Below are 17,716 nucleotides of genomic sequence, written 5' to 3' on the forward strand. Positions count from 1 at the left end.
ATACAGTTGCCCATACAGTAGGCGATGCGGTTACTATCTTGTACAAGTTAGCAAGGAAAGGTCGTTGATGGAAGGACGCGTACGGCGCATCCGGCAGCCTCGGGTTGCCGAGATCGTGGCGTCCAAACTGCGCGACGACATCCTGTCCGGCCGCCTGCGTGAGGGTGACATCCTTCCCACCCAGGAGAGCCTGTTCCAGGAGTTCGGGGTCAGCCCGCCCGCGTTGCGTGAGGCGATCCATCTGCTGGAGACGGACGGGTTGATCTCGGTGCGCCGCGGAAACGTCGGCGGTGCCGTGGTGCAGATGCCCTCGGCTGACCGCACCGCCCACATGATCGGCATGGTGCTGCAGACCCGCGCTGCCACGCCCGCCGATGTGAGTGAGGCGCTGCTGCGTCTCGAACCGATCTGTGCGGGCATGTGTGCGGACCGAGAGGACCGTGCCACCGAGGTGGTGCCTTACCTGCAGGCCGAGATCGACCTTCAGGCAGCACAGTTCGAGGACACCTCGCAGTACGTGCCGAACGCCCGGAGGTTCCACGAAGCCCTGGTGTCCCGATGCGGCAACGAGCCGATGATCCTGCTCATCGGCTCGCTGGAGTTGATCTGGTCGACGCACGAATCGTCGGTGTGGACCGGGGAAGACGGCGCCGGCATGTCCGAGAAGACCATGGGGGCCGCGTTGCGCGATCACCAGCGGTTGTTGGATGCGATCGCCGACGGCAATTCGGCGCGGGCCACCAAGCTCGCGGCCGACCATCTCACCGCCGCCCGGCGCACCACGCTGGCCGCCGGTAACGACAAAACCATTGAAGCGAGGTTGATTTCGCATGACAGATGACCGGGTGCTGTTCGAGGTCGATGCGGACCACCGCATCGCCACCATCACGCTGAACAATCCCAGGCAGCGCAACTCCTACGACGCGGCGATGCGCGACGAGGTGGCCCGTTACCTCGACATCGTGGCGGACGACGACGATCTGACCGTGGTGCTGCTGCGCGGCGCGGAGGGTGTGTTCAGCACCGGCGCGGACATGAACAACGCCTACGGCTGGTATGGCGATGAGCGCTCGCGCGAAGAGCAGAGGGCTGGAGCTGAAGGTCCTTCCACGCCCAAGAAGTCCCGTCCGAGCCAGCGGCGCCGACTCACGGTGGACCGCAAGTCGTTTGGCTTCTACCACAACTTCATGGGCTTCCCGAAGGTCACGGTGGGCGAGATCAGCGGCTACGCGCTCGGCGGGGGGTTCGAGATGGCGTTGATGACCGACATCTCGGTGATCGCCCGTGACACCAAGATCGGGATGCCCGCGACGCGGTTCCTCGGCCCCGCCCTCGGCAGCCTGCACATGTTCTTTCACCGCCTCGGTCCGGTGCTGGCCCGGCGGATGCTTCTCACCGGCGACATCATCGAGGCCGGCTCGATCGAGCACCTCGGTGTCTTCACCGACACCTGCGATGCCGACCAGGTGACGGCGCGGGCGCAGTACTGGGCGGCCAAGGCGGCCAAGATGCCCGCCGACGGGGTGGTGATCGCCAAGGAGGCGTTCCGCCTCGTCGAGCAGAGCCAGGCGTATCAGGGGGAGGAGGTGGCCAGCTACATCTTCCACGCCTACGGCACCAACCTGCAGTTTTCGCCCGGTGAGTTCAACTTCGTCAAGACCCGCGCGCAGCATGGCACGAAGGAAGCGTTCCGGCTGCGTGACGAGCATTTCCACGTCCCGGAACCGCAGTAGAAACCCGTCCTGATACCGTTACAGAAACACGATATAGCGTAAAGGTGGAACCATGCCAACACCCGTCATCGTGGGCGCTGCCCGCACAGCGATCGGCCGTTCCTTCAAAGGGACCCTGGTCAACACCCCGCCGGAAACCTTGATCACCACCGTCCTGCCCGAGGTCGTGCGTCGCGCCGGCATCGCCCCGGAGGCCATCGACGACCTGATCTTCGCCGAATCCAATTACGGCGGCGGCGATATCGCGCGCTACGCCGCCGACGCGCTGGGCTGGGAGTCGGTGCCCGGCCAGGCCGTCAACCGGCACTGTGCGGGGTCGCTCACCGCCATCGGTAATGCGTCGGCCCAGATCGGCTCCGGCATGGAGCGGGTCCTGGTGGCCGGCGGTGTGCAGTCGCTGTCCTCGTCGCCGCTGATGAAGTGGCGGGTGCCCGGGTTCGGGCCCGAGATCGAGTTCATCGAGCCGTGGATGACCCCGACGCACGTCGAGACCCCGGACGCACCCATGCGCGACATGTCGATCACGGTCGGCTGGAACACCGCACAGGCCGCCGGGATCACCCGCGAGGACATGGATGCCTGGGCCGCGCGGTCGCACCAGCGCGCCATCGCCGCCATCGACGCGGGCAAGTTCCTCGACGAGATCGTGCCGCTGAAGGTGAACCAACCCGACGGGTCGGTCATCGAGTTCAGCGTCGACGAGCATCCTCGCCGCGGCACCACCGCCGAGAAGCTCGCCGAACTCAAGGTCCTGCACCCGGAGATCGAAGGATTCTCCATCACCGCGGGCAACAGCAGCGGCACCAACGACGCTGCCGCTGCTGTCGCGCTGGTCGGTGACGACTATGCGGCCGCGGAGAACCTCAATGTGCTGGCCACCGTCAGGGCCTGGGGCGCGGTCGGCGTGCCCGCCAAGGACACGGGTCTCGGCGGCGTCGAGGTGATCGGCAAGGTCCTCGGCCGGGCCGGACTCAAGCCCTCGGATGTGGCGCTGTGGGAGATCAACGAGGCGTTCGCCTCGGTGCCGATCGCCGCGGTGCGCAAGTACGGGCTCGACGAGGAGCTGGTGAACTTCTCCGGCAGCGGCTGCAGCCTCGGCCATCCGATCGCCGCTTCCGGTGCCCGCATGGTCACCACGCTCGTCTACGAATTGCAGCGCCGTGGTGGCGGCATCGGCGTCGCCGCGATGTGCGCGGGTGGCGGCCAGGGCGGCGCGGTCGTCATCGAGGTTTAGATCGCTTGACCTGAGCCCGGCGGGGGCGATCCGGCGTGGTCTCCCCGTCTGGCTCAGGTTCGGCAGCGGTCTCCGGGCCGGATTCGGCCTCGGCCTTGCCCGCTGCCTGATACTCGTGCAACTCGGCACGAACAGCTTCGTCGAAGGCGCGGTCCAGGCTGGCATGCGCAAGTCGTCTGGCGGCCCTCCGCATGGTGTCCACCAGGTCGGCGGCCCAAGCGAGCTCGGCATCATTGGTGGGCAGCCAGCCCGGACCCCGCTGGCGGACAACTTCGGTATGACCGCCGCGGGTCAGCTCACGGGCGGCGGCGTCGAGCTTCTTGTCGACCGCGGTGCTGGTTTTCAGAAGTATCTCCAGCGGCATTCCGCGGGATACGAGTGAGCCGAAGTCATCGATGAGCCGTACATCGGGGACCGAGTAGATATTCGCATCGGCCGTCGGCGCGATCATTCCGTGGTTGGTCAGCCGGCGCAGCATCGATGTGTCCAGGTCGCCGAGCCGTCCTTCCAGCTCCTCGAGGGACATGGTGCGTGGCTGCGGGTGCGACCACGGTGCGGTGACCAATTCCTCGAGGTCGGACAGATCCAGCACATCGACGAGGTTCTGTCCGGGCTGCAACCCCGTCAGGAACTTCATGATGTGCTTGAGCGTGAAGCCCTCACTGAGCAACCGGGTGATCGCGCGCAGCTGGCGCAGGTGCCGATCGGTGTAGATCGCCACCCGGCCCCGACGCTGGGGCCGGGGCAGGAGCCCGTTGTCCTGGTAGACGCGAACGTTCCGGGTCGTCGTCCCCGCCTCCCGAGCGAGGTCGTCAATCCGATACTCGGTCACCCCGGAATCCTATCCGGTGGCCGCGGGGCTGCCGCTGACCTGCGCCAGGGGGCTCATGTCGTGGCCCGCCGCGGTCTCGTTGTCGCGACGCGCAGTGATCCTGTAGTCGTGCAGGTTCACCGTCTTCAGCTGATTGACGTATTGGGTGGCGAACCCCGGATACATGGTCGCGTTGAAACCGTCCTCGGTCAGATACCAGCTCTGGCAACCGGAGTTCCAGGTGGTGGAGCCCAGGCGCCGTTGGATGTCCTCGTTGTACCGGTTCTGGGCCTCGATACGGACATCCAGCGATTTCCAGTCGTGCCGCAGGAGCGTCGAGATCGCCTCGACGATGTAGTTGATCTGAGCCTCCATGTACACCAGTGCCGAACTGTGTCCAGGGCCGGAGTTCGGCCCGAAGGTGAAGTACAGGTTGGGATAACCCGATACCGCGACGCTGCGGTACGCGTAGGCGCCGCGGCTCCATTCGGCGGCCAGCTCACGGCCTTCGATGCCGGTGATCGGGAACGGGGTACCGGTCTTGCAGACATCGAACCCGGTGGCGAACACGATGCAGTCGAATTGGTGCTCGATGCCCTCGACGGTGCGAATCCCGTTGGGGGACAGCTGAGCGATGGGCCAGGTGACCAGCTTGCAGTTGTCGGCCTGCAGGGCGGGGTAGTACTCGCTGGTCATCAGGAGCCGCTTGCATCCGGCGGAGAAATCCGGCGTCAGCTGGCGCCGCAACCACGGATCCTTCACCTGCAGACGGAGATTGGCGCTGCTGACCGCCTCGACCAGCCGGGTGAACGGGGTGTCCCAGACGACGCCGAGGGCAACCGACTCGTGTCCCCAGTACCAGGCGCTTCTCATCAGGCTCTGGGTCACCGGGAGGATGCGGTAGAGGCGCTTCAGCCGGCCGCTGGTGGGAGTGTTGATCCGCGGCAGTACCCACCCGGGGGTCCGCTGAAAGACCTTGACCGTCTTCGCCGTCTTCACCAGTTCGGGCACGATCTGCACGCCGCTGGCACCGGTCCCGACGACCGCGACCCGTTTGTCGGTGAAGTCGTAGTCGTGATCCCACCGGGCGCTGTGGATCTTGTGGCCCTCGTAGGTGTCGATCCCGGGGATGTTCGGGAAGCTGGCGTTGGCCAGCGGACCGGCAGCGACGATCACACTTCGGGCCCGTACCGGTTCGCGGCCTTCGAGGGCGACGGTCCACTCGCCGGCCTCCGCGTCGTAGGAGATACCGACGACGGTGTGCCCGAACCGGATCGTCGGGGCGAGGCCGGACGACTCGACCATGCCGTTGATGTACTCCAGGATCTCGGCACTGCCGGAGTACGTGTGTGACCAGTCCGGGTTGGCAGCGAAACTGTACGAATACAGCCGGGACGGAATGTCGCACGCCGCACCGGGATAGGTATTGTCGCGCCAGGTTCCTCCGACTCGGGAATCGCGCTCGAATATCACGAAATCCTCGACGCCCTCGGCCTTGAGCCGGATGGCGGCGCCGATTCCGGCGAATCCGGCACCGATGATGGCAACGGAGATGGATGAAGAAGTCATGTCAGGGCTTCCTTCAGGCGACGGGTTCGTAGGTCAGTTCCTGCGACCAGGTGGGGGTGTTCTCGACCAACGACATCGGGATCATCCCGGTGATCTTGACCAGTGAATCGGCCAGCCAGTGGTACTTGGAGGTCCGGTCGATCACCTTGCGGCTCTGCCACGAGATGATTCGGTACATCGGCAATCGGCGGGCGAATTCGCTGCGTTCGCCGACGCTTTGGAACCTGCGCATCGCCTGGTACAGCCGGTCCTCGTTGACACCCATCTCGACGATGTTGTCGCGCATCTTGTTCAGCAGCGGGAAGTAGCTGAGCACTCCGACCAGGAATGTGGGCTTGATCCAGCCGCCCACCAGCTCGATCAGCAGCTTGCGCATATCGGCATGCCCGAGGATGTCCATCACCTCGAAGTCGACGGCCAGGTGCCGGGACTCGTCGGAGTTGATCCGCTTGAACACCTCCTGTGCCACCGGATCTTTGACCTCGTCGGTGATGAACTTGATCAATGCCCCGTCCAGCGCGACCTCGAGCATGGGGATGACGGTGCCGAGGAACGTCAGACCCATTCCGTCGGAATGCTTGTCGAGCCAGTTGATGACCAACTGGACGTTGACGTTCGGCGGTGGGATCTCGTCGTCCTCGAGCATGCCCCACCTGCGCATCAAGGCGAGTTCGGCGTTGGCGTGCTTCTGTTCCTCGGCGTGGAAATGCTCGTAGATGCTCTTGAGCGTCGGATTCGGTGCCTTCTTCGCCAGCGCGGCAAAGCCGCGGGCGCCGACGTTCTCGATCCACATCAGGTCGGTCATGAACGGCTTGAGCTTGGCGTGCAGTTCGGGTTCGATCAGCTCGGCTCCCGGCGCGTCCCAGTCGATGTCGATCAGAGCCCATTGCCGGTCTTTGATCATCTGCAGCATGTTGTCGAGATCCATCGCCATGGTGCGTCCTTTCGGTAGAGCGGGTGTCGGGAAGGGTTCAGTCTTTGGGGAGAACTCGGCCGAGCAGTCCGGCGCCCCGGACGTAGAGACCGGGGAAGTGCCGCTTCAGGTGCCAGATGACAGTGGCGTCGATCTGGGGCACCACGTACAGGCGGCCGCTGTCGTGCGCGTCCAAGGTGCGGGCTGCGACGTTCTCGGGAGACAGCCCGGTCCACCGGGCCAGTTGCTGGCTGAGGTTCATCGAGCCGGGGGTGATGCGGCCGTCCTGAAAGACGTTGGTCTTCACGAAGGTCGGGCACAGCACTGTCACCGCGACACCCGTGCCCGCGAGCTCGGCGGTCAGTGTCTCCGACAGCGACATGACGCCCGCTTTGGAGACGTTGTACGGCGCCATCGACGGTGCCGCAGCAAATCCCGCTGCCGAGGCCACGTTGATGATCCCGCCTCGGCCGGCCTCGCGCAGGATCGGCGTGAAGACCTCACACCCGTACACCACACCCCACAGGTTGATTCCGAGCGCCCAGTCCCAGTCCTCGAATCCGATGGCGCCGACGGGCTTGCCGCCGACGCCGACGCCGGCGTTGTTGATCACCAGGGTCGGTGGACCGCCGAAAACACTGGCGGCCTGCTTGGCCAACTGCTCGACTGCGCTGCGATCGGATACGTCGCAGACCACGGCGTGGCCCTTCCCGGTGCGGAGTTCCTCGATCAGTGCCACCGTCTCGTCGGCCCGGTCGGAATCGATATCGGCACAGATGACCTCGCCACCCCTCCGGGCGAGCTCAAGGGCGAACGACCGCCCGATGCCGCTACCTGCGCCGGTCACGACCGCCTTCGCTTCGGTGCAACGCCGATCGCCACGAAAAGCGTTGAGCAGCATGTCGATTCCGAACATCAGCACACCTCCATCTGGGGATTGGGTCGGTCGTCCGCGAGCACGGCGGAGAAGAACCCCGCCGCCCGCCGCAGCGCCGTCGCTGCTTCGGGCGCCAGCCGGGGCAGTGCCTGGAAAACGTGCACCATGGCGGGCCAGACCTCGAGGGTGCTCACCCCTCCGTTCCGGGTGATCTCGGTATCGAGGTAGCGCGCGTCCGCGCTGAGCATTTCGAACTCCCCGACCTGGATCAGCATGGGTGGCAGGCGATCCGCCTTCTCGAAGTCGAGGCGCAGCCGCGGCTGGTCGGGGTTCTGTGCCGCCGTGTACAGCCCGACCAACTGCCGCGCCGCCGTCGCCGACATCGCCGGATCACGGCGCACCTGTTCCTGCTGTAGCGCGAGTGCCATGGTGAGGTCGATCAGAGGGGAGAACAGCACGACTCCGGCGGGCTGGAAACCGGGTTCGTCGGCGTGCTGGAGCAGCAGGTCGCAGGTCAGGTGGCCACCCGCGGAGTCCGCGCCGATCACGACGTCCGATGCCGAATATCCCTGCGCGAGTAACCACCGATAGCCCGCTTCGACGTCGTCGGCGGCGGCCGGGAATCGGTGTTCGGGAGCCAGGCGGTAGTCGACCGAGAAAAACGGGATGCCGGTGGCCTGGGAAAGCTGTGCCACCAGCTTGCGGTGCGTGTGTGCCGAACAGATCACGTAGGCGCTGCCGTGGATGTAATAGCCGGCGCGCGTGCCGAACTTCACGCCCGGGCCGATCACCCATTCGCCGCGCAGTCCGGGCCGGCGGACAGGGATGACCCTGGTGCCGTCGGGCATCGATCCCAACGTCCCCATGATGGTGGCGATCAGTCCGCGGGAGAACCACACTCCCGGACGGTTCATCGGGATCACGCCGGTGAGGCAGCCCAACGTCCACCGGGTGGTGGCGGCCGCGACGACGGCGCGCAGGGAACGGCCACTGGGCACAGCCGGCAGGTCGGGTGAGGCAACTCCGGTCACGAGGGTTACGTCACCACAGACTGTTACATTTGTCAATGTAACAATCGGCGATGACGTCACGGGCCAGGTGAGCTGGGTGCCGGCTCACTTGGAAGCGGTGGGTACGCGAAATCGACCGGCCGCGAACGGAAATCCGGATTGGTGGCGCACGAAAGTGGCCGGAGCGCCAGGGGCGACTTCGGCTCAGGTGAAGGTTGCGCTTATTTGCGCTTGGACTTGGTCGCCGTCGGTTGTGCGATCCGTGCGGCCGCGTGGTCGAGGATGCACTCAAGGCCGTACTCGAAGTTCTTCTCGTCGGCCGCGCCGATGCGGTGTCCCTCGGTGGTGACCTGTGCGAGCAGAGGCGTGACTTCCGGGTCGATGACCATGGTCTCTTCGTAGTCGCCCGGTGCGTTGTCGTTGGCCCGGTTCTTTTCGTAGAGGCGGTGCAGCACCACCGAGCCGCGCACGTGTACGGAGACGGCCGAATAGGTGTCGAAGGCGTCCTCGACTGGCAATCCGGCCTCCACCAGGCCGGAGATCGCGGTCTCCATCTCTTGCACGCCGAGGCGTGCGGCACGCGGGCTCAGGGCGGAGCGAATGAGAATGAGATCACACAGAATCGGGTTGCCCATGAAGGCTTTTCGCATGGTCCTGGCGTGGTTGGCCAACGACTCGCGCCAGTCCTTCGCTTCGACGTAAGGAGTGGCGACCACGAACTCGCGGAGTGCGCGGTCGGTCATCGCGTTGAGCAGGTCATCCTTCTTGCGGAAGTACCAGTAGATGCTGGTGACGCCGACGCCGAGATGTTTGCCCAAGAGCGGCATGCTGAGGTTGTCGATCGACACCTGCTCGGCGAGTTCGAATGCACCCTTGATGATGTCTTCGGGATTGATGGACCCGCGTTCGCGCCGTTGACGTTTCTCAGCGGTCGGTTGCTTTGCCACTGCGGGCACCTCCATCGAAATCGATCCTGCTCAAGCCGTCCTGTGGCGCGGGTCAATCGCAGGTGAATTTACCGCCGGCCACCACCTGAACTGCGCCAATGTGCGCGTGTCGCGGGGTCTTGTCGCTGTCGAGCTTACCGGTAGCCTCTCTGTTGCTGCCGTCCACAGTGGGCGCCGCGGCGTCGCTCGGAGGTATTGGACGGGGTTCCGGCTTTTTACTGTAACCCATATAGTAGGCTTTTCCGGGTAATTGGGCCGCAAGCGAAGGGGCAGTTGGTGTCGGAAGTAGTTCTGCGGGAGCGTCGGGGTCGCACGCTCATCATCACGATCAATCGTCCGGAAGCACGCAACGCGTTCAATCTCGCGGTGGTCCAGGGCCTCGCCGATGCCATGGACGAACTCGACGACACCCCAGAACTGTCGGTGGCCGTCCTGACCGGCGCGGGCGGAAACTTCTGCGCCGGCATGGACCTCAAGGCGTTCGCATCGGGGGAACTGCCCTACGTGCCCGGTCGCGGCGCCGGCTTCACCGAGCGCCCGCCGCGCAAGCCACTGATCGCCGCGGTCGAGGGGTTCGCGCTCGCCGGTGGTACCGAGCTGGTTCTGGCGACCGACCTCGTGGTCGCCTCCAAGGTCGCCAAATTCGGTATCCCCGAGGTCAAGCGGGGTCTCGTGGCCGGTGGCGGTGGACTGCTGCGACTGCACCAGCGCATTCCGTACCAGAAAGCGATGGAACTCGCGCTCACCGGCGACAGCTTCACTGCCGAGGAAGCCGCCGCGTGGGGTTTCGTCAACAAGCTGACCGAGCCCGGTGAGGCACTCGACGGTGCCCTGGAACTCGCCGATCGAATCACCGCCAACGGCCCACTGGCCGTGGCCGTGACCAAGGAGATCATCGCGTCATCCTCGGAGTGGTCGGCCGACGAGATGTGGAAGAAGCAGGGCGAACTGCTCGGACCGGTGTTCTCCTCCAATGACGCCAAGGAGGGGGCGATCGCCTTCGCCGAGAAGCGGGCGCCCAATTGGACGGGTTCCTGAGACCGGCGGGCAGGAGCGAAGCGACCGGGGAGTAACTGGCCATGGATCTCGGTTTCGCAGGTGCGGCCACCGTTGTCGTGGGCGGTGGCCGTGGGATGGGTTTCGCAACCGCCCAGTGTCTGGCCGAGGACGGCGCGCGCATAGCGATCGTCGGTCGGTCCCAGGACGTACTCGATGCTGCCGCAACGGAGCTGGGTCGGCTGGGATCGCCGGAGGCGGTCGGGATCGTCGCCGACACCTCGGACAGCTCCCAAGTCGAGCAGGCTTTCGCCGAGGTCGGCGACCGGTGGGGTGAGCTGAACGCGTTGATCAACACGGTCGGCCCGGGTGCTGCGGGCAACTTCGAAGAGCTGACCGACGACCAGTGGCGGGACGCATTCGACACCGGTCTGATGGGCATGGTGCGCTGCGTACGGGCGGCATTGCCGTTGCTGCGCAACGCCGAATGGGCTCGCGTCGTCAATTTCTCCGCGCATTCGGTCCAGCGGCAGAGCACTCGGCTGCCGGCTTACACGGCGGCAAAGGCGGCGCTGAACAGCGTGTCCAAGAATCTGTCGCTGTTGTTGGCCAAGGACGAGATCATGGTCAACGTGGTCTCGCCGGGCAGCATCTCCTCGGAAGCGCTGCGAGGCTGGGCCGACACGGTTGGTGTCGACGGCAACGATCCGTATGCGTTGATGGCGGCCATCGATGAGCATTTCGGACATCCGGCCCACCTGCCGCGTGCTGGCCTTCCTGGTGAAATCGGTCCCGTCGCAGCCTTTTTGGCGTCCAAGCGCAACTCGTACATGACCGGGGCCAACGTCAACGTGGACGGCGGATCGGACTTTATCTAGGGGGCGGTATGGCAACGGCAGCCGAAGCGCGGGACTGGGCTCGCTCAGCCTTGCGGGGGATCGGTGACTCGCTCTACACCCCGTTCTGCGGAACCGATGGCGACGACATCGACTGGGATGCCTACCGGCACCTGGTGCGCTACTGCGTCGGCGACCTCGGTCATCAGATGCTCTGGTGTACCAGTGGTTTGGCCGAGTTCTGGGCGCTGACTCTCGCCGAGCGCAAGCGACTGCTCGAGGTGGCGATCGACGAGGGGCGCCGCGCCAACCCGGGTGTGGTCGTGCAGGCCTGCACCGCGGCCACGTCGGCCAAGGACTGTCTGGAGCTCACGCTGCACGCACAACATGCGGGCGCCGACATCGTCTACATCCAGACCCCCATGATGGAGGCGCACGCAGGGGAGGGCGTCCTTCGCTTTTTCTCCTACATCGCCGAACGCACGGATATCGCCCTGGGCATGTTCAATTCCCCGTCCTCGGGCTATGTCCTGGCACCGGACGAGAGCGCCCGGATCGCCGAGGTGATCCCGGCGGTGTGCGCCACCAAGGAGGGCGCCTTCCGGCCGGCCGCGAGCCGTCGGCTACACGAGCTGGTGCCGTACCTGGCGGTCTGGGAGTGCGACACCACGGTGTACCGGGCCGGCTGGTTGCGTGAGGGCATCGTCTGCCCGGCCCAGTTGGGTACTGCCGGATATCTCTACGAGACCCCGCAACGCCGCATCTTCACCGAGTACTGGGACCTGGTGTGCGCCGACCGGCTCATCGAGGCGATGGACTTCGGCCGGGAGTCCGGATTGGACCAGTTCGGTCTGGACATGGGTTCCTGGTTCACCTGTTATCCGGGTCGAGCCGACTATTTCACCCACTGGGCCGGCGCGTTCAAACACGCAGCTTCGGTGCTGGGGTTGCCTGTCGGCGAGTACCCGCACTCCCGTCCGCCCCAGGCATTGTTGCCGGATGCGGCGAAGGTCCAGATCGAGACCGCTTATCGCAAGCTCGGTTTGATCGATTCCTGAACCGCCTTTGTGCAGGTCGCGGCACCAACGCCGGGCTTGCGGAATGCACTACCGATAGGTATACAGTATGTATGTCTGAACGGCTGGTGTGGCATCGGGGAGGTATCGGCGGATGACGGTCGCTGACAGTGTCGGAACCGAGGCTGTTCTCTACGAGGTGACCGACGGCGGGGTTGCCGTCATCACCCTCAACCGTCCCGATCGGTTGAATTCCTGGGGCGCGGACATTTCGGCCGGCGTCTACGCGAGTTTCGATCGCGCCGAAGCCGATCCGGCGGTCCGGGTGATCGTGCTGACCGGGAGCGGCCGCGGATTCTGCGCGGGCGCCTACATGGGCGCCATGCAGGATCTCGGCGCCAGCATCAACGAAGACACCGATGTCAGCAAGATCGTCGGCGAACGCCACCCGCATTTCCTGACCGAACTGCGCAAGCCCGTCATCGCTGCCATCAACGGGGCGTGCGTCGGCATCGGGCTCACGCACGCATTGATGTGCGATGTCCGGTTCGCCGCTGCCGGAGCGAAATTCGCCACCGCATTTCCCCGTCGCGGGCTGATCGGCGAGTACGGCATCACCTGGATCCTGCCGAGGCTGGCCGGCTGGGGTGCGTCGGCGGACCTGCTGCTGAGCGGACGCACCTTCTTCGCCGAGGAGGCCGTGGCACTCGGTTTGGTGAAAGAGGTTGTGGCGCCGGAGGATCTGCTGAGCCGGGCACTCGAGTACGCCGAAGATCTGGCTCGAAACTGTTCACCGGCCTCGATGGCTGTCATCAAACGTCAGCTCTACGGCGACGCCCACGACAACGTCGTCGATGTCAGCGACCGGGCCGAGAAGCTCATGCACGAGTCCATGGTCCGCCCCGACCTCGTCGAGGGCATCACCGCATTCTTCGAAAAACGGCCCCCGAACTTCCCGTCCCTGAAAGAAGGTTGATGACATGACCGAAGCTCCAGAACGGCTTCCGTACCTCGCTGTCGACGTCGACAACCATTACTACGAGCCGACCGACGCGTTCACCCGGCACCTGCCCAAGGAGTTCAGGAGCCGCGGTGTGCAGATGGTGCAGGACGGCAAACGCACGTTGGCGGTGATGGGCGGAACGGTCAACCACTTCATCCCGAACCCGACGTTCGACCCGATCATCGAGCCGGGCTGCCTGGATCTGCTGTTCCGGGGAGAGATCCCCGAGGGCGTCGACCCTGCTTCCCTGATGAAGGTCGACCGGCTCTCCGATCATCCCGAGTATCAGAATCGCGATGCCCGGGTGAAGGTGTTGGACCGGCAGCGCCTCGAAACCGTGTTCATGCTGCCGACTTTCGCCTGCGGCGTGGAGGAGGGGCTCAAGCACGACATCGAGGCCACCATGGCCTCGGTGCACGCCTTCAACCTGTGGCTCGATGAGGACTGGGGATTTGATCGGCCTGACGGCCGCTTCGTATCGGCACCCATCATCTCGCTCGCCGATCCCGAAAAGGCGGTCGAGGAGGTCGAGTTCGTGATCAGCCGGGGCGCCAAGCTGGTGTGTGTGCGTCCGGCCCCGGTGCCGGGCGCGGTCAGGCCGCGCTCCCTCGGTGATCCGTTGCATGATCCGGTGTGGGCCCGGTTGGCCGAGGCCGGTGTCGCGGTGGTGTTCCACCTGTCGGACTCCGGCTACATGGCGGTGCCGGCGTTGTGGGGCGGCAGTGGGGTATTCAAGGGATTCGGCCGGCGTGATCCGCTCGACATGGTGATCATGGATGACCGCGCCATCCACGACACCATGGCCTCGATGATCGTGCACCAGGTGTTCACCCGGCATCCCAAGCTCAAGGTGTGCAGCATCGAGAACGGCTCCTACTTCGTCTACCGGCTGATCAAGCGGCTGAAGAAGGCGGCCAACAATGCGCCGTACCACTTCAAGGAGGATCCGGTCGAGCAGTTGCGCAACAACGTCTGGATCGCGCCGTACTACGAGGACGACGTAAAGCTGCTCGCCGCCACCATCGGGGTGGACAAGATCCTGTTCGGGTCGGACTGGCCGCACGGCGAGGGGCTGGCCGACCCGACCACCTTCACCGCGGACATCCCGCAGTTCCCGGAGTTCAGCCTCGAAGACACCCGGAAGGTGATGCGCGACAACGCACTCGAGCTCCTCGGTGACCCGACCCGGACTGCGCCCGGCGTCGCAGGCCTGGTGTCGGTCTAGCCGCCGCCATGGCCGAATGGACGATCGGCGCCGTCGTCGACGCGATTGCCGAGGCGGTACCTGACCGGGAGATGACGGTGTGCGGCACCCGCCGCACTACCTTCGCGCAGGGAGCTGACCGGACCAGTCGGCTGGCCAACTTTCTGGCCTCGCGCGGATTGGGCGCGCACCGCGAACGTGGCGACCTGAACCGCTGGGAATGCGGCCAGGACGTGGTCGCGCTCGTCATGCACAACGACCTGTATCCCGAGATGGTGATCGGCTGCCTCAAGGCGCGCACGGTCCCGGTGAACGTCAACTACTACTACTCGCCGGGCGAGGTGGCCGATCTGCTGGCGTACCTGAAGCCGCGGGCGGTGATCTACCACCGCTCGCTGGGGGCGAAGTTCGCCTCTGCACTGGGGGATGAAGCGCTGCAAGCCGAATTGCTCATCTCGGTCGACGACGGCGACGGCACCGAGCTACCTGGGTCGGTCACGTTGGAAGACGCTCTGGCGCAAGGTGATACCGACACCACGCCGCTGGGTTCCCCGGATGATCTGCTCATGGTCTGTACGGGCGGTACGACCGGGCGTCCCAAAGGGGTGATGTGGCGGCAGGGCGACATCTACGTGTCCTCGATGAACGGTGCCGACCACGAGCAGGTGAGCGAGATCCACGACAAGGTGGTCAACGCCGGCCCGCCGTGGTTCGCGGTATCGCCGTTGATGCATGCCGCCGGGATGTGGACCGCGTTCTCCGGCCTGCTGTCCGGCCAGACCGTGGTGCTGCACGACACCAAGCCACGCTTCGACCCGCGCTCCGTGCTCGAAACCGCGCAGCGGGAGAAGATCGGGCTGATGACGATGGTGGGCGACGCGTATGCCGCGCCGATCGTCGAGGAGCTGGGCCGGCGATCCTATGACCTCTCGTCGATGTTCGCGATCGGCACGGGTGGGGCGGCAACCAACCCGAAACATCAACGCGCGCTGTTGGAACATATCCCGCAGATCACCATCATCAACGGGTTCGGCTCTTCGGAGACCGGCAATATGGGATTCGGCCACACCCAACGCGAAACCCCCACCGCCGAGACCTTCCAGCTGCGGGCCGGAGGTTTGGTCCTGGCCGACGACTACTCCCGGTTCCTGGATCCCGGCGACACCGAGGTGGGCTGGGTCGCGCGTAACGGCCGAATCCCACTCGGCTACTTCAACGACGAAGCGGCGACAGTGAAGACCTTCCCCGAGGTGGCCGGCGAGCGTGTGGTCGTCTCGGGTGACCGGGCCTCGCTGGAGTCCGACGGCACCCTGCGCCTGTTGGGCCGGGATTCGTTGGTGGTCAACACCGGTGGAGAGAAGGTGTTCGTCGAGGAGATCGAGGAAGTGCTGCGCGCGCATCCGCTGGTCGTCGATGCGCTGGCGGTGGGCCGGCCCAGTGAGCGGTGGGGCGAAGAGATCGTGGCCCTGGTGGCTGTTCGCAACGCGGTCGCCGCCGATGCCCTCCGGGAGCACTGCGCCACCCAGCTGGCCCGGTTCAAACTTCCCAAGGACGTGCTGTTCGTCGAGGAGATTCGCAGACTCGGCAACGGCAAGGCCGACTATCGCTGGGCCAAGGGCCTGGCCTCGGAACAGGCGGAGATCAAGGCATGACACGCACAGAGAATCGGGTGATCGACTGTCTGGCCAACGTGCACTTCGGCGAGACGGAGAACCAGCCGACCTTCATGAAGAAAGTGCGCGACGATTATTTCAAGGGCCCGCAGTCGATGTACGACCCCATCGACCTGTCGGAGCTGCTCGACGAGATGGACACCCATGGTGTGCAGAAGGCGATCCTGATGGATTCGCTGGCCAAACCGTCGGTGACCGCGCGGAAGTTCGTCGAGGCGCATCCGGAGCGCTTCGCGCTGGCGATGGGCGGAGTCAACCTGTTGCGTCCCATCCCGTCGCTGCGTGAACTCGCAGCCGTCACAGCCGACCTTCCGGTCGCCTATACCGTTGTCGGACCCAGCTTCTGGGGAGACGGGCAGTATCCGCCGAGCGATGCCGTGTACTATCCGCTCTACACCAAATGCGCCGAGATGGAACTGCCGCTGTGCGTCAACACCGGTATTCCCGGCCCGCCGATTCCGGGCGAGGTGCAGAACCCCATCCACCTCGACCGCGTGTGCGTTCGGTTCCCGGAGTTGAAGCTGTGCATGATCCACGGCGCAGATCCGTGGTGGGACATCGCGATCCGGATGCTGATCAAATACCAGAACCTGCGGCTGATGACGTCGGCCTGGTCACCCAAGCGGTTGCCGGAGTCACTGCTGCACTTCATGCGGACCCGCGGCAAGAACAAGATCATCTTCGCCTCGGATTTCCCGGTATTGCGCATGCAGCGCGTCGTGCCCGAGGCGCTGGCGCTCGACCTGCCTGCCGATGTGCTGGACAACTACCTCTACAACAATGCCGCGGAGTTCTTCTTCGGCAGAGACGACTAGGACGCCCTCGGCGAAGCCGAGAAAGGAGCACGGATGGACCGCTACGAACTGCGCAGGCTGGATTACAGCCTGACCGAGGACCATGTCGACCTGCAGACCGCGTACCGGCAGTTCTTCAAGACGCACTCCGACATCGAGGCCGTGCGTGCCGCCGAGCCTTCGGGTTTCGACAAGAGTCTGTGGGAACGGTTGTGCGCCATGGGCGCCACCACGATGGCACTCCCGGAATCCGTCGGCGGTGACGGGGCGACCCTGGTGGACCTTACCTTGGTGGCAGAGGAACTCGGCCGCTCGCTGGCGCCCGTGCCGTGGATCGACCATGTCGTCGCGGCGCGGTTGCTGGCCCGGCTGGGCGCATGCGAGTCCGAAGAGATCGTGCAGGGCACCCAGATCGTCGGACTCGATCCGCAGCAGGTGGCGCCGACCGGTGCCCGGCTCATCCCGATTGGATCGATCGCCGACCACATCGTCGTCCGCGACGGCGACAGCATCGTGCAGCTGGGATTCTCCAGCCGCCCAGCCCGCGTCGACAACATCGGCAAACTGCCGATGGCGTGGGTGGATCCGGCAGCCGCGGACTCCCGGGTGGTGCTGGCCAGCGGTACCGACGCCGTGACGGAATATCAACGGGCGCTGGATGAATGGCGTCTTCTGACCGCGGCGGCGCTGGTGGGTCTGGTCGAGGAGACGATGACGATCGCTGCCGAGTTCGCCAAGTCTCGGTACACCCTCGGGGTGCCGATCGGGACGCTGCAAGGCATTTCGCATCCGTTGGCCAACATCGCGATCACGGTTCAGAGCGGGCGCGGACTGGCGCGTCGGGCGGCGTGGTTCCTCGACAACGAGCCGGACGAGCGGCCGGAGCTGGCTCCTTCTGCATTCGTCTTCATGGCCGAGGAGGCCGCCAAGGCCGCCACCATGGCGGTGCATGTACAGGGCGGCCTCGGGGTGTCGGCGGAGGCGGCGGCCACCGCGTACCTGGTGCGGGCGCGCGGTTGGGCGCTGGCAGGCGGTGACCCGGGTGCCACCGCGGTGCACATCGCTCAGATCGTCTCGGCTCGTGAAAGCAAGGTTTAGAT

General features: G+C 65.3%; 17 protein-coding genes. 11 read left to right on the forward strand and 6 right to left on the reverse strand.

Features of this window, described 5'->3' with window-relative positions:
• Window positions 1-67 precede the first annotated feature (67 nt).
• Genes AC4ELH_RS06480 through AC4ELH_RS06490 form a run of 3 tightly spaced genes read left to right on the forward strand, consistent with a single transcriptional unit; the run spans window position 68 to window position 2,967 of the window.
• Window positions 68-841 carry a FadR/GntR family transcriptional regulator gene (locus AC4ELH_RS06480; RefSeq protein WP_064886192.1) on the forward strand — a complete coding sequence of 258 codons (774 nt, stop codon included), beginning with the start codon at window positions 68-70 and terminating at the stop codon, window positions 839-841.
• On the forward strand, window positions 831-1,733 hold the full coding sequence (locus tag AC4ELH_RS06485) for an enoyl-CoA hydratase/isomerase family protein (protein WP_498883510.1): 903 nt from the start codon (window positions 831-833) through the stop codon (window positions 1,731-1,733). The genes AC4ELH_RS06480 and AC4ELH_RS06485 overlap by 11 nt, the downstream gene beginning before the upstream one ends.
• Window positions 1,734-1,785: 52 nt before the next feature.
• A complete protein-coding gene (locus tag AC4ELH_RS06490; protein WP_064886194.1) occupies window positions 1,786-2,967 on the forward strand; it encodes a thiolase family protein in 1,182 nt (393 codons plus the stop codon).
• On the opposite strand, the gene AC4ELH_RS06495 is transcribed toward AC4ELH_RS06490, so the two are convergent.
• The 6 genes from AC4ELH_RS06495 to AC4ELH_RS06520 all read right to left on the reverse strand — a co-directional run bounded on the left by AC4ELH_RS06495 (window position 2,954) and on the right by AC4ELH_RS06520 (window position 9,109).
• Window positions 2,954-3,799 carry a MerR family transcriptional regulator gene (locus AC4ELH_RS06495; protein WP_064886195.1) on the reverse strand — a complete coding sequence of 282 codons (846 nt, stop codon included), beginning with the start codon at window positions 3,797-3,799 and terminating at the stop codon, window positions 2,954-2,956. The genes AC4ELH_RS06490 and AC4ELH_RS06495 overlap by 14 nt on opposite strands.
• A 9-nt stretch (window positions 3,800-3,808) precedes the next feature.
• On the reverse strand, window positions 3,809-5,347 hold the full coding sequence (locus tag AC4ELH_RS06500; RefSeq protein WP_498883511.1) for a flavin-containing monooxygenase: 1,539 nt from the start codon (window positions 5,345-5,347) through the stop codon (window positions 3,809-3,811).
• A gap of 13 nt (window positions 5,348-5,360) precedes the next feature.
• Window positions 5,361-6,281: a hypothetical protein gene (locus tag AC4ELH_RS06505; RefSeq protein ID WP_064886197.1), complete on the reverse strand. Its 921-nt coding sequence runs from the start codon at window positions 6,279-6,281 to the stop codon at window positions 5,361-5,363.
• 37 nt (window positions 6,282-6,318) lie between these two features.
• Entirely contained in the window at window positions 6,319-7,176 is an 858-nt protein-coding gene (locus AC4ELH_RS06510) for an SDR family NAD(P)-dependent oxidoreductase (RefSeq protein WP_448442927.1), read from the reverse strand.
• Window positions 7,176-8,168: an alpha/beta hydrolase gene (locus tag AC4ELH_RS06515; protein WP_064886198.1), complete on the reverse strand. Its 993-nt coding sequence runs from the start codon at window positions 8,166-8,168 to the stop codon at window positions 7,176-7,178. Before AC4ELH_RS06515 ends, AC4ELH_RS06510 begins: the two co-directional genes overlap by 1 nt.
• A gap of 200 nt (window positions 8,169-8,368) precedes the next feature.
• Window positions 8,369-9,109: a TetR/AcrR family transcriptional regulator gene (locus AC4ELH_RS06520; RefSeq protein WP_179964497.1), complete on the reverse strand. Its 741-nt coding sequence runs from the start codon at window positions 9,107-9,109 to the stop codon at window positions 8,369-8,371.
• 261 nt (window positions 9,110-9,370) lie between these two features.
• Between AC4ELH_RS06520 and AC4ELH_RS06525 the strand changes: the two genes are divergently transcribed.
• The 8 genes from AC4ELH_RS06525 to AC4ELH_RS06560 all read left to right on the forward strand — a co-directional run bounded on the left by AC4ELH_RS06525 (window position 9,371) and on the right by AC4ELH_RS06560 (window position 17,714).
• Window positions 9,371-10,132 carry a crotonase/enoyl-CoA hydratase family protein gene (locus AC4ELH_RS06525; RefSeq protein ID WP_003881296.1) on the forward strand — a complete coding sequence of 254 codons (762 nt, stop codon included), beginning with the start codon at window positions 9,371-9,373 and terminating at the stop codon, window positions 10,130-10,132.
• Window positions 10,133-10,173: 41 nt separating this feature from the next.
• Window positions 10,174-10,968, forward strand: a complete 795-nt coding sequence (locus AC4ELH_RS06530) for an SDR family NAD(P)-dependent oxidoreductase (RefSeq protein WP_064886199.1) — start codon at window positions 10,174-10,176, stop codon at window positions 10,966-10,968.
• 8 nt (window positions 10,969-10,976) lie between these two features.
• Window positions 10,977-11,984, forward strand: coding sequence for a dihydrodipicolinate synthase family protein (locus AC4ELH_RS06535; protein ID WP_498883512.1), 1,008 nt, complete (start codon window positions 10,977-10,979; stop codon window positions 11,982-11,984).
• A 112-nt stretch (window positions 11,985-12,096) separates the two neighbouring features.
• Window positions 12,097-12,918 carry an enoyl-CoA hydratase gene (locus tag AC4ELH_RS06540; protein ID WP_448442932.1) on the forward strand — a complete coding sequence of 274 codons (822 nt, stop codon included), beginning with the start codon at window positions 12,097-12,099 and terminating at the stop codon, window positions 12,916-12,918.
• 4 nt (window positions 12,919-12,922) lie between these two features.
• Window positions 12,923-14,170 (forward strand): amidohydrolase family protein, encoded by a 1,248-nt coding sequence (locus AC4ELH_RS06545; protein ID WP_498883513.1) that lies wholly within the window; start codon window positions 12,923-12,925, stop codon window positions 14,168-14,170.
• Window positions 14,171-14,178: 8 nt separating this feature from the next.
• Window positions 14,179-15,801, forward strand: coding sequence for an acyl-CoA synthetase (locus AC4ELH_RS06550; protein WP_448442936.1), 1,623 nt, complete (start codon window positions 14,179-14,181; stop codon window positions 15,799-15,801).
• Window positions 15,798-16,637: an amidohydrolase family protein gene (locus tag AC4ELH_RS06555; protein WP_448442938.1), complete on the forward strand. Its 840-nt coding sequence runs from the start codon at window positions 15,798-15,800 to the stop codon at window positions 16,635-16,637. Before AC4ELH_RS06550 ends, AC4ELH_RS06555 begins: the two co-directional genes overlap by 4 nt.
• Window positions 16,638-16,670: 33 nt before the next feature.
• On the forward strand, window positions 16,671-17,714 hold the full coding sequence (locus tag AC4ELH_RS06560; RefSeq protein ID WP_463790150.1) for an acyl-CoA dehydrogenase family protein: 1,044 nt from the start codon (window positions 16,671-16,673) through the stop codon (window positions 17,712-17,714).
• Window positions 17,715-17,716 lie beyond the last annotated feature (2 nt).

It is taken from the genome of Mycobacterium shunyiense (assembly GCF_058270075.1).

Bases quoted from the DNA above. Each gene is read 5' to 3' on its own strand.
- AC4ELH_RS06480 (WP_064886192.1), top strand. From the start codon at position 68: ATGGAAGGACGCGTACGGCGCATCCGGCAGCCTCGGGTTGCCGAGATC.
- AC4ELH_RS06485 (WP_498883510.1), top strand. From the start codon at position 831: ATGACAGATGACCGGGTGCTGTTCGAGGTCGATGCGGACCACCGCATC.
- AC4ELH_RS06490 (WP_064886194.1), top strand. From the start codon at position 1,786: ATGCCAACACCCGTCATCGTGGGCGCTGCCCGCACAGCGATCGGCCGT.
- AC4ELH_RS06500 (WP_498883511.1), bottom strand. From the start codon at position 5,347: ATGACTTCTTCATCCATCTCCGTTGCCATCATCGGTGCCGGATTCGCC.
- AC4ELH_RS06505 (WP_064886197.1), bottom strand. From the start codon at position 6,281: ATGGCGATGGATCTCGACAACATGCTGCAGATGATCAAAGACCGGCAA.
- AC4ELH_RS06510 (WP_448442927.1), bottom strand. From the start codon at position 7,176: ATGTTCGGAATCGACATGCTGCTCAACGCTTTTCGTGGCGATCGGCGT.
- AC4ELH_RS06520 (WP_179964497.1), bottom strand. From the start codon at position 9,109: ATGGAGGTGCCCGCAGTGGCAAAGCAACCGACCGCTGAGAAACGTCAA.
- AC4ELH_RS06530 (WP_064886199.1), top strand. From the start codon at position 10,174: ATGGATCTCGGTTTCGCAGGTGCGGCCACCGTTGTCGTGGGCGGTGGC.
- AC4ELH_RS06535 (WP_498883512.1), top strand. From the start codon at position 10,977: ATGGCAACGGCAGCCGAAGCGCGGGACTGGGCTCGCTCAGCCTTGCGG.
- AC4ELH_RS06540 (WP_448442932.1), top strand. From the start codon at position 12,097: ATGACGGTCGCTGACAGTGTCGGAACCGAGGCTGTTCTCTACGAGGTG.
- AC4ELH_RS06545 (WP_498883513.1), top strand. From the start codon at position 12,923: ATGACCGAAGCTCCAGAACGGCTTCCGTACCTCGCTGTCGACGTCGAC.
- AC4ELH_RS06550 (WP_448442936.1), top strand. From the start codon at position 14,179: ATGGCCGAATGGACGATCGGCGCCGTCGTCGACGCGATTGCCGAGGCG.
- AC4ELH_RS06555 (WP_448442938.1), top strand. From the start codon at position 15,798: ATGACACGCACAGAGAATCGGGTGATCGACTGTCTGGCCAACGTGCAC.
- AC4ELH_RS06560 (WP_463790150.1), top strand. From the start codon at position 16,671: ATGGACCGCTACGAACTGCGCAGGCTGGATTACAGCCTGACCGAGGAC.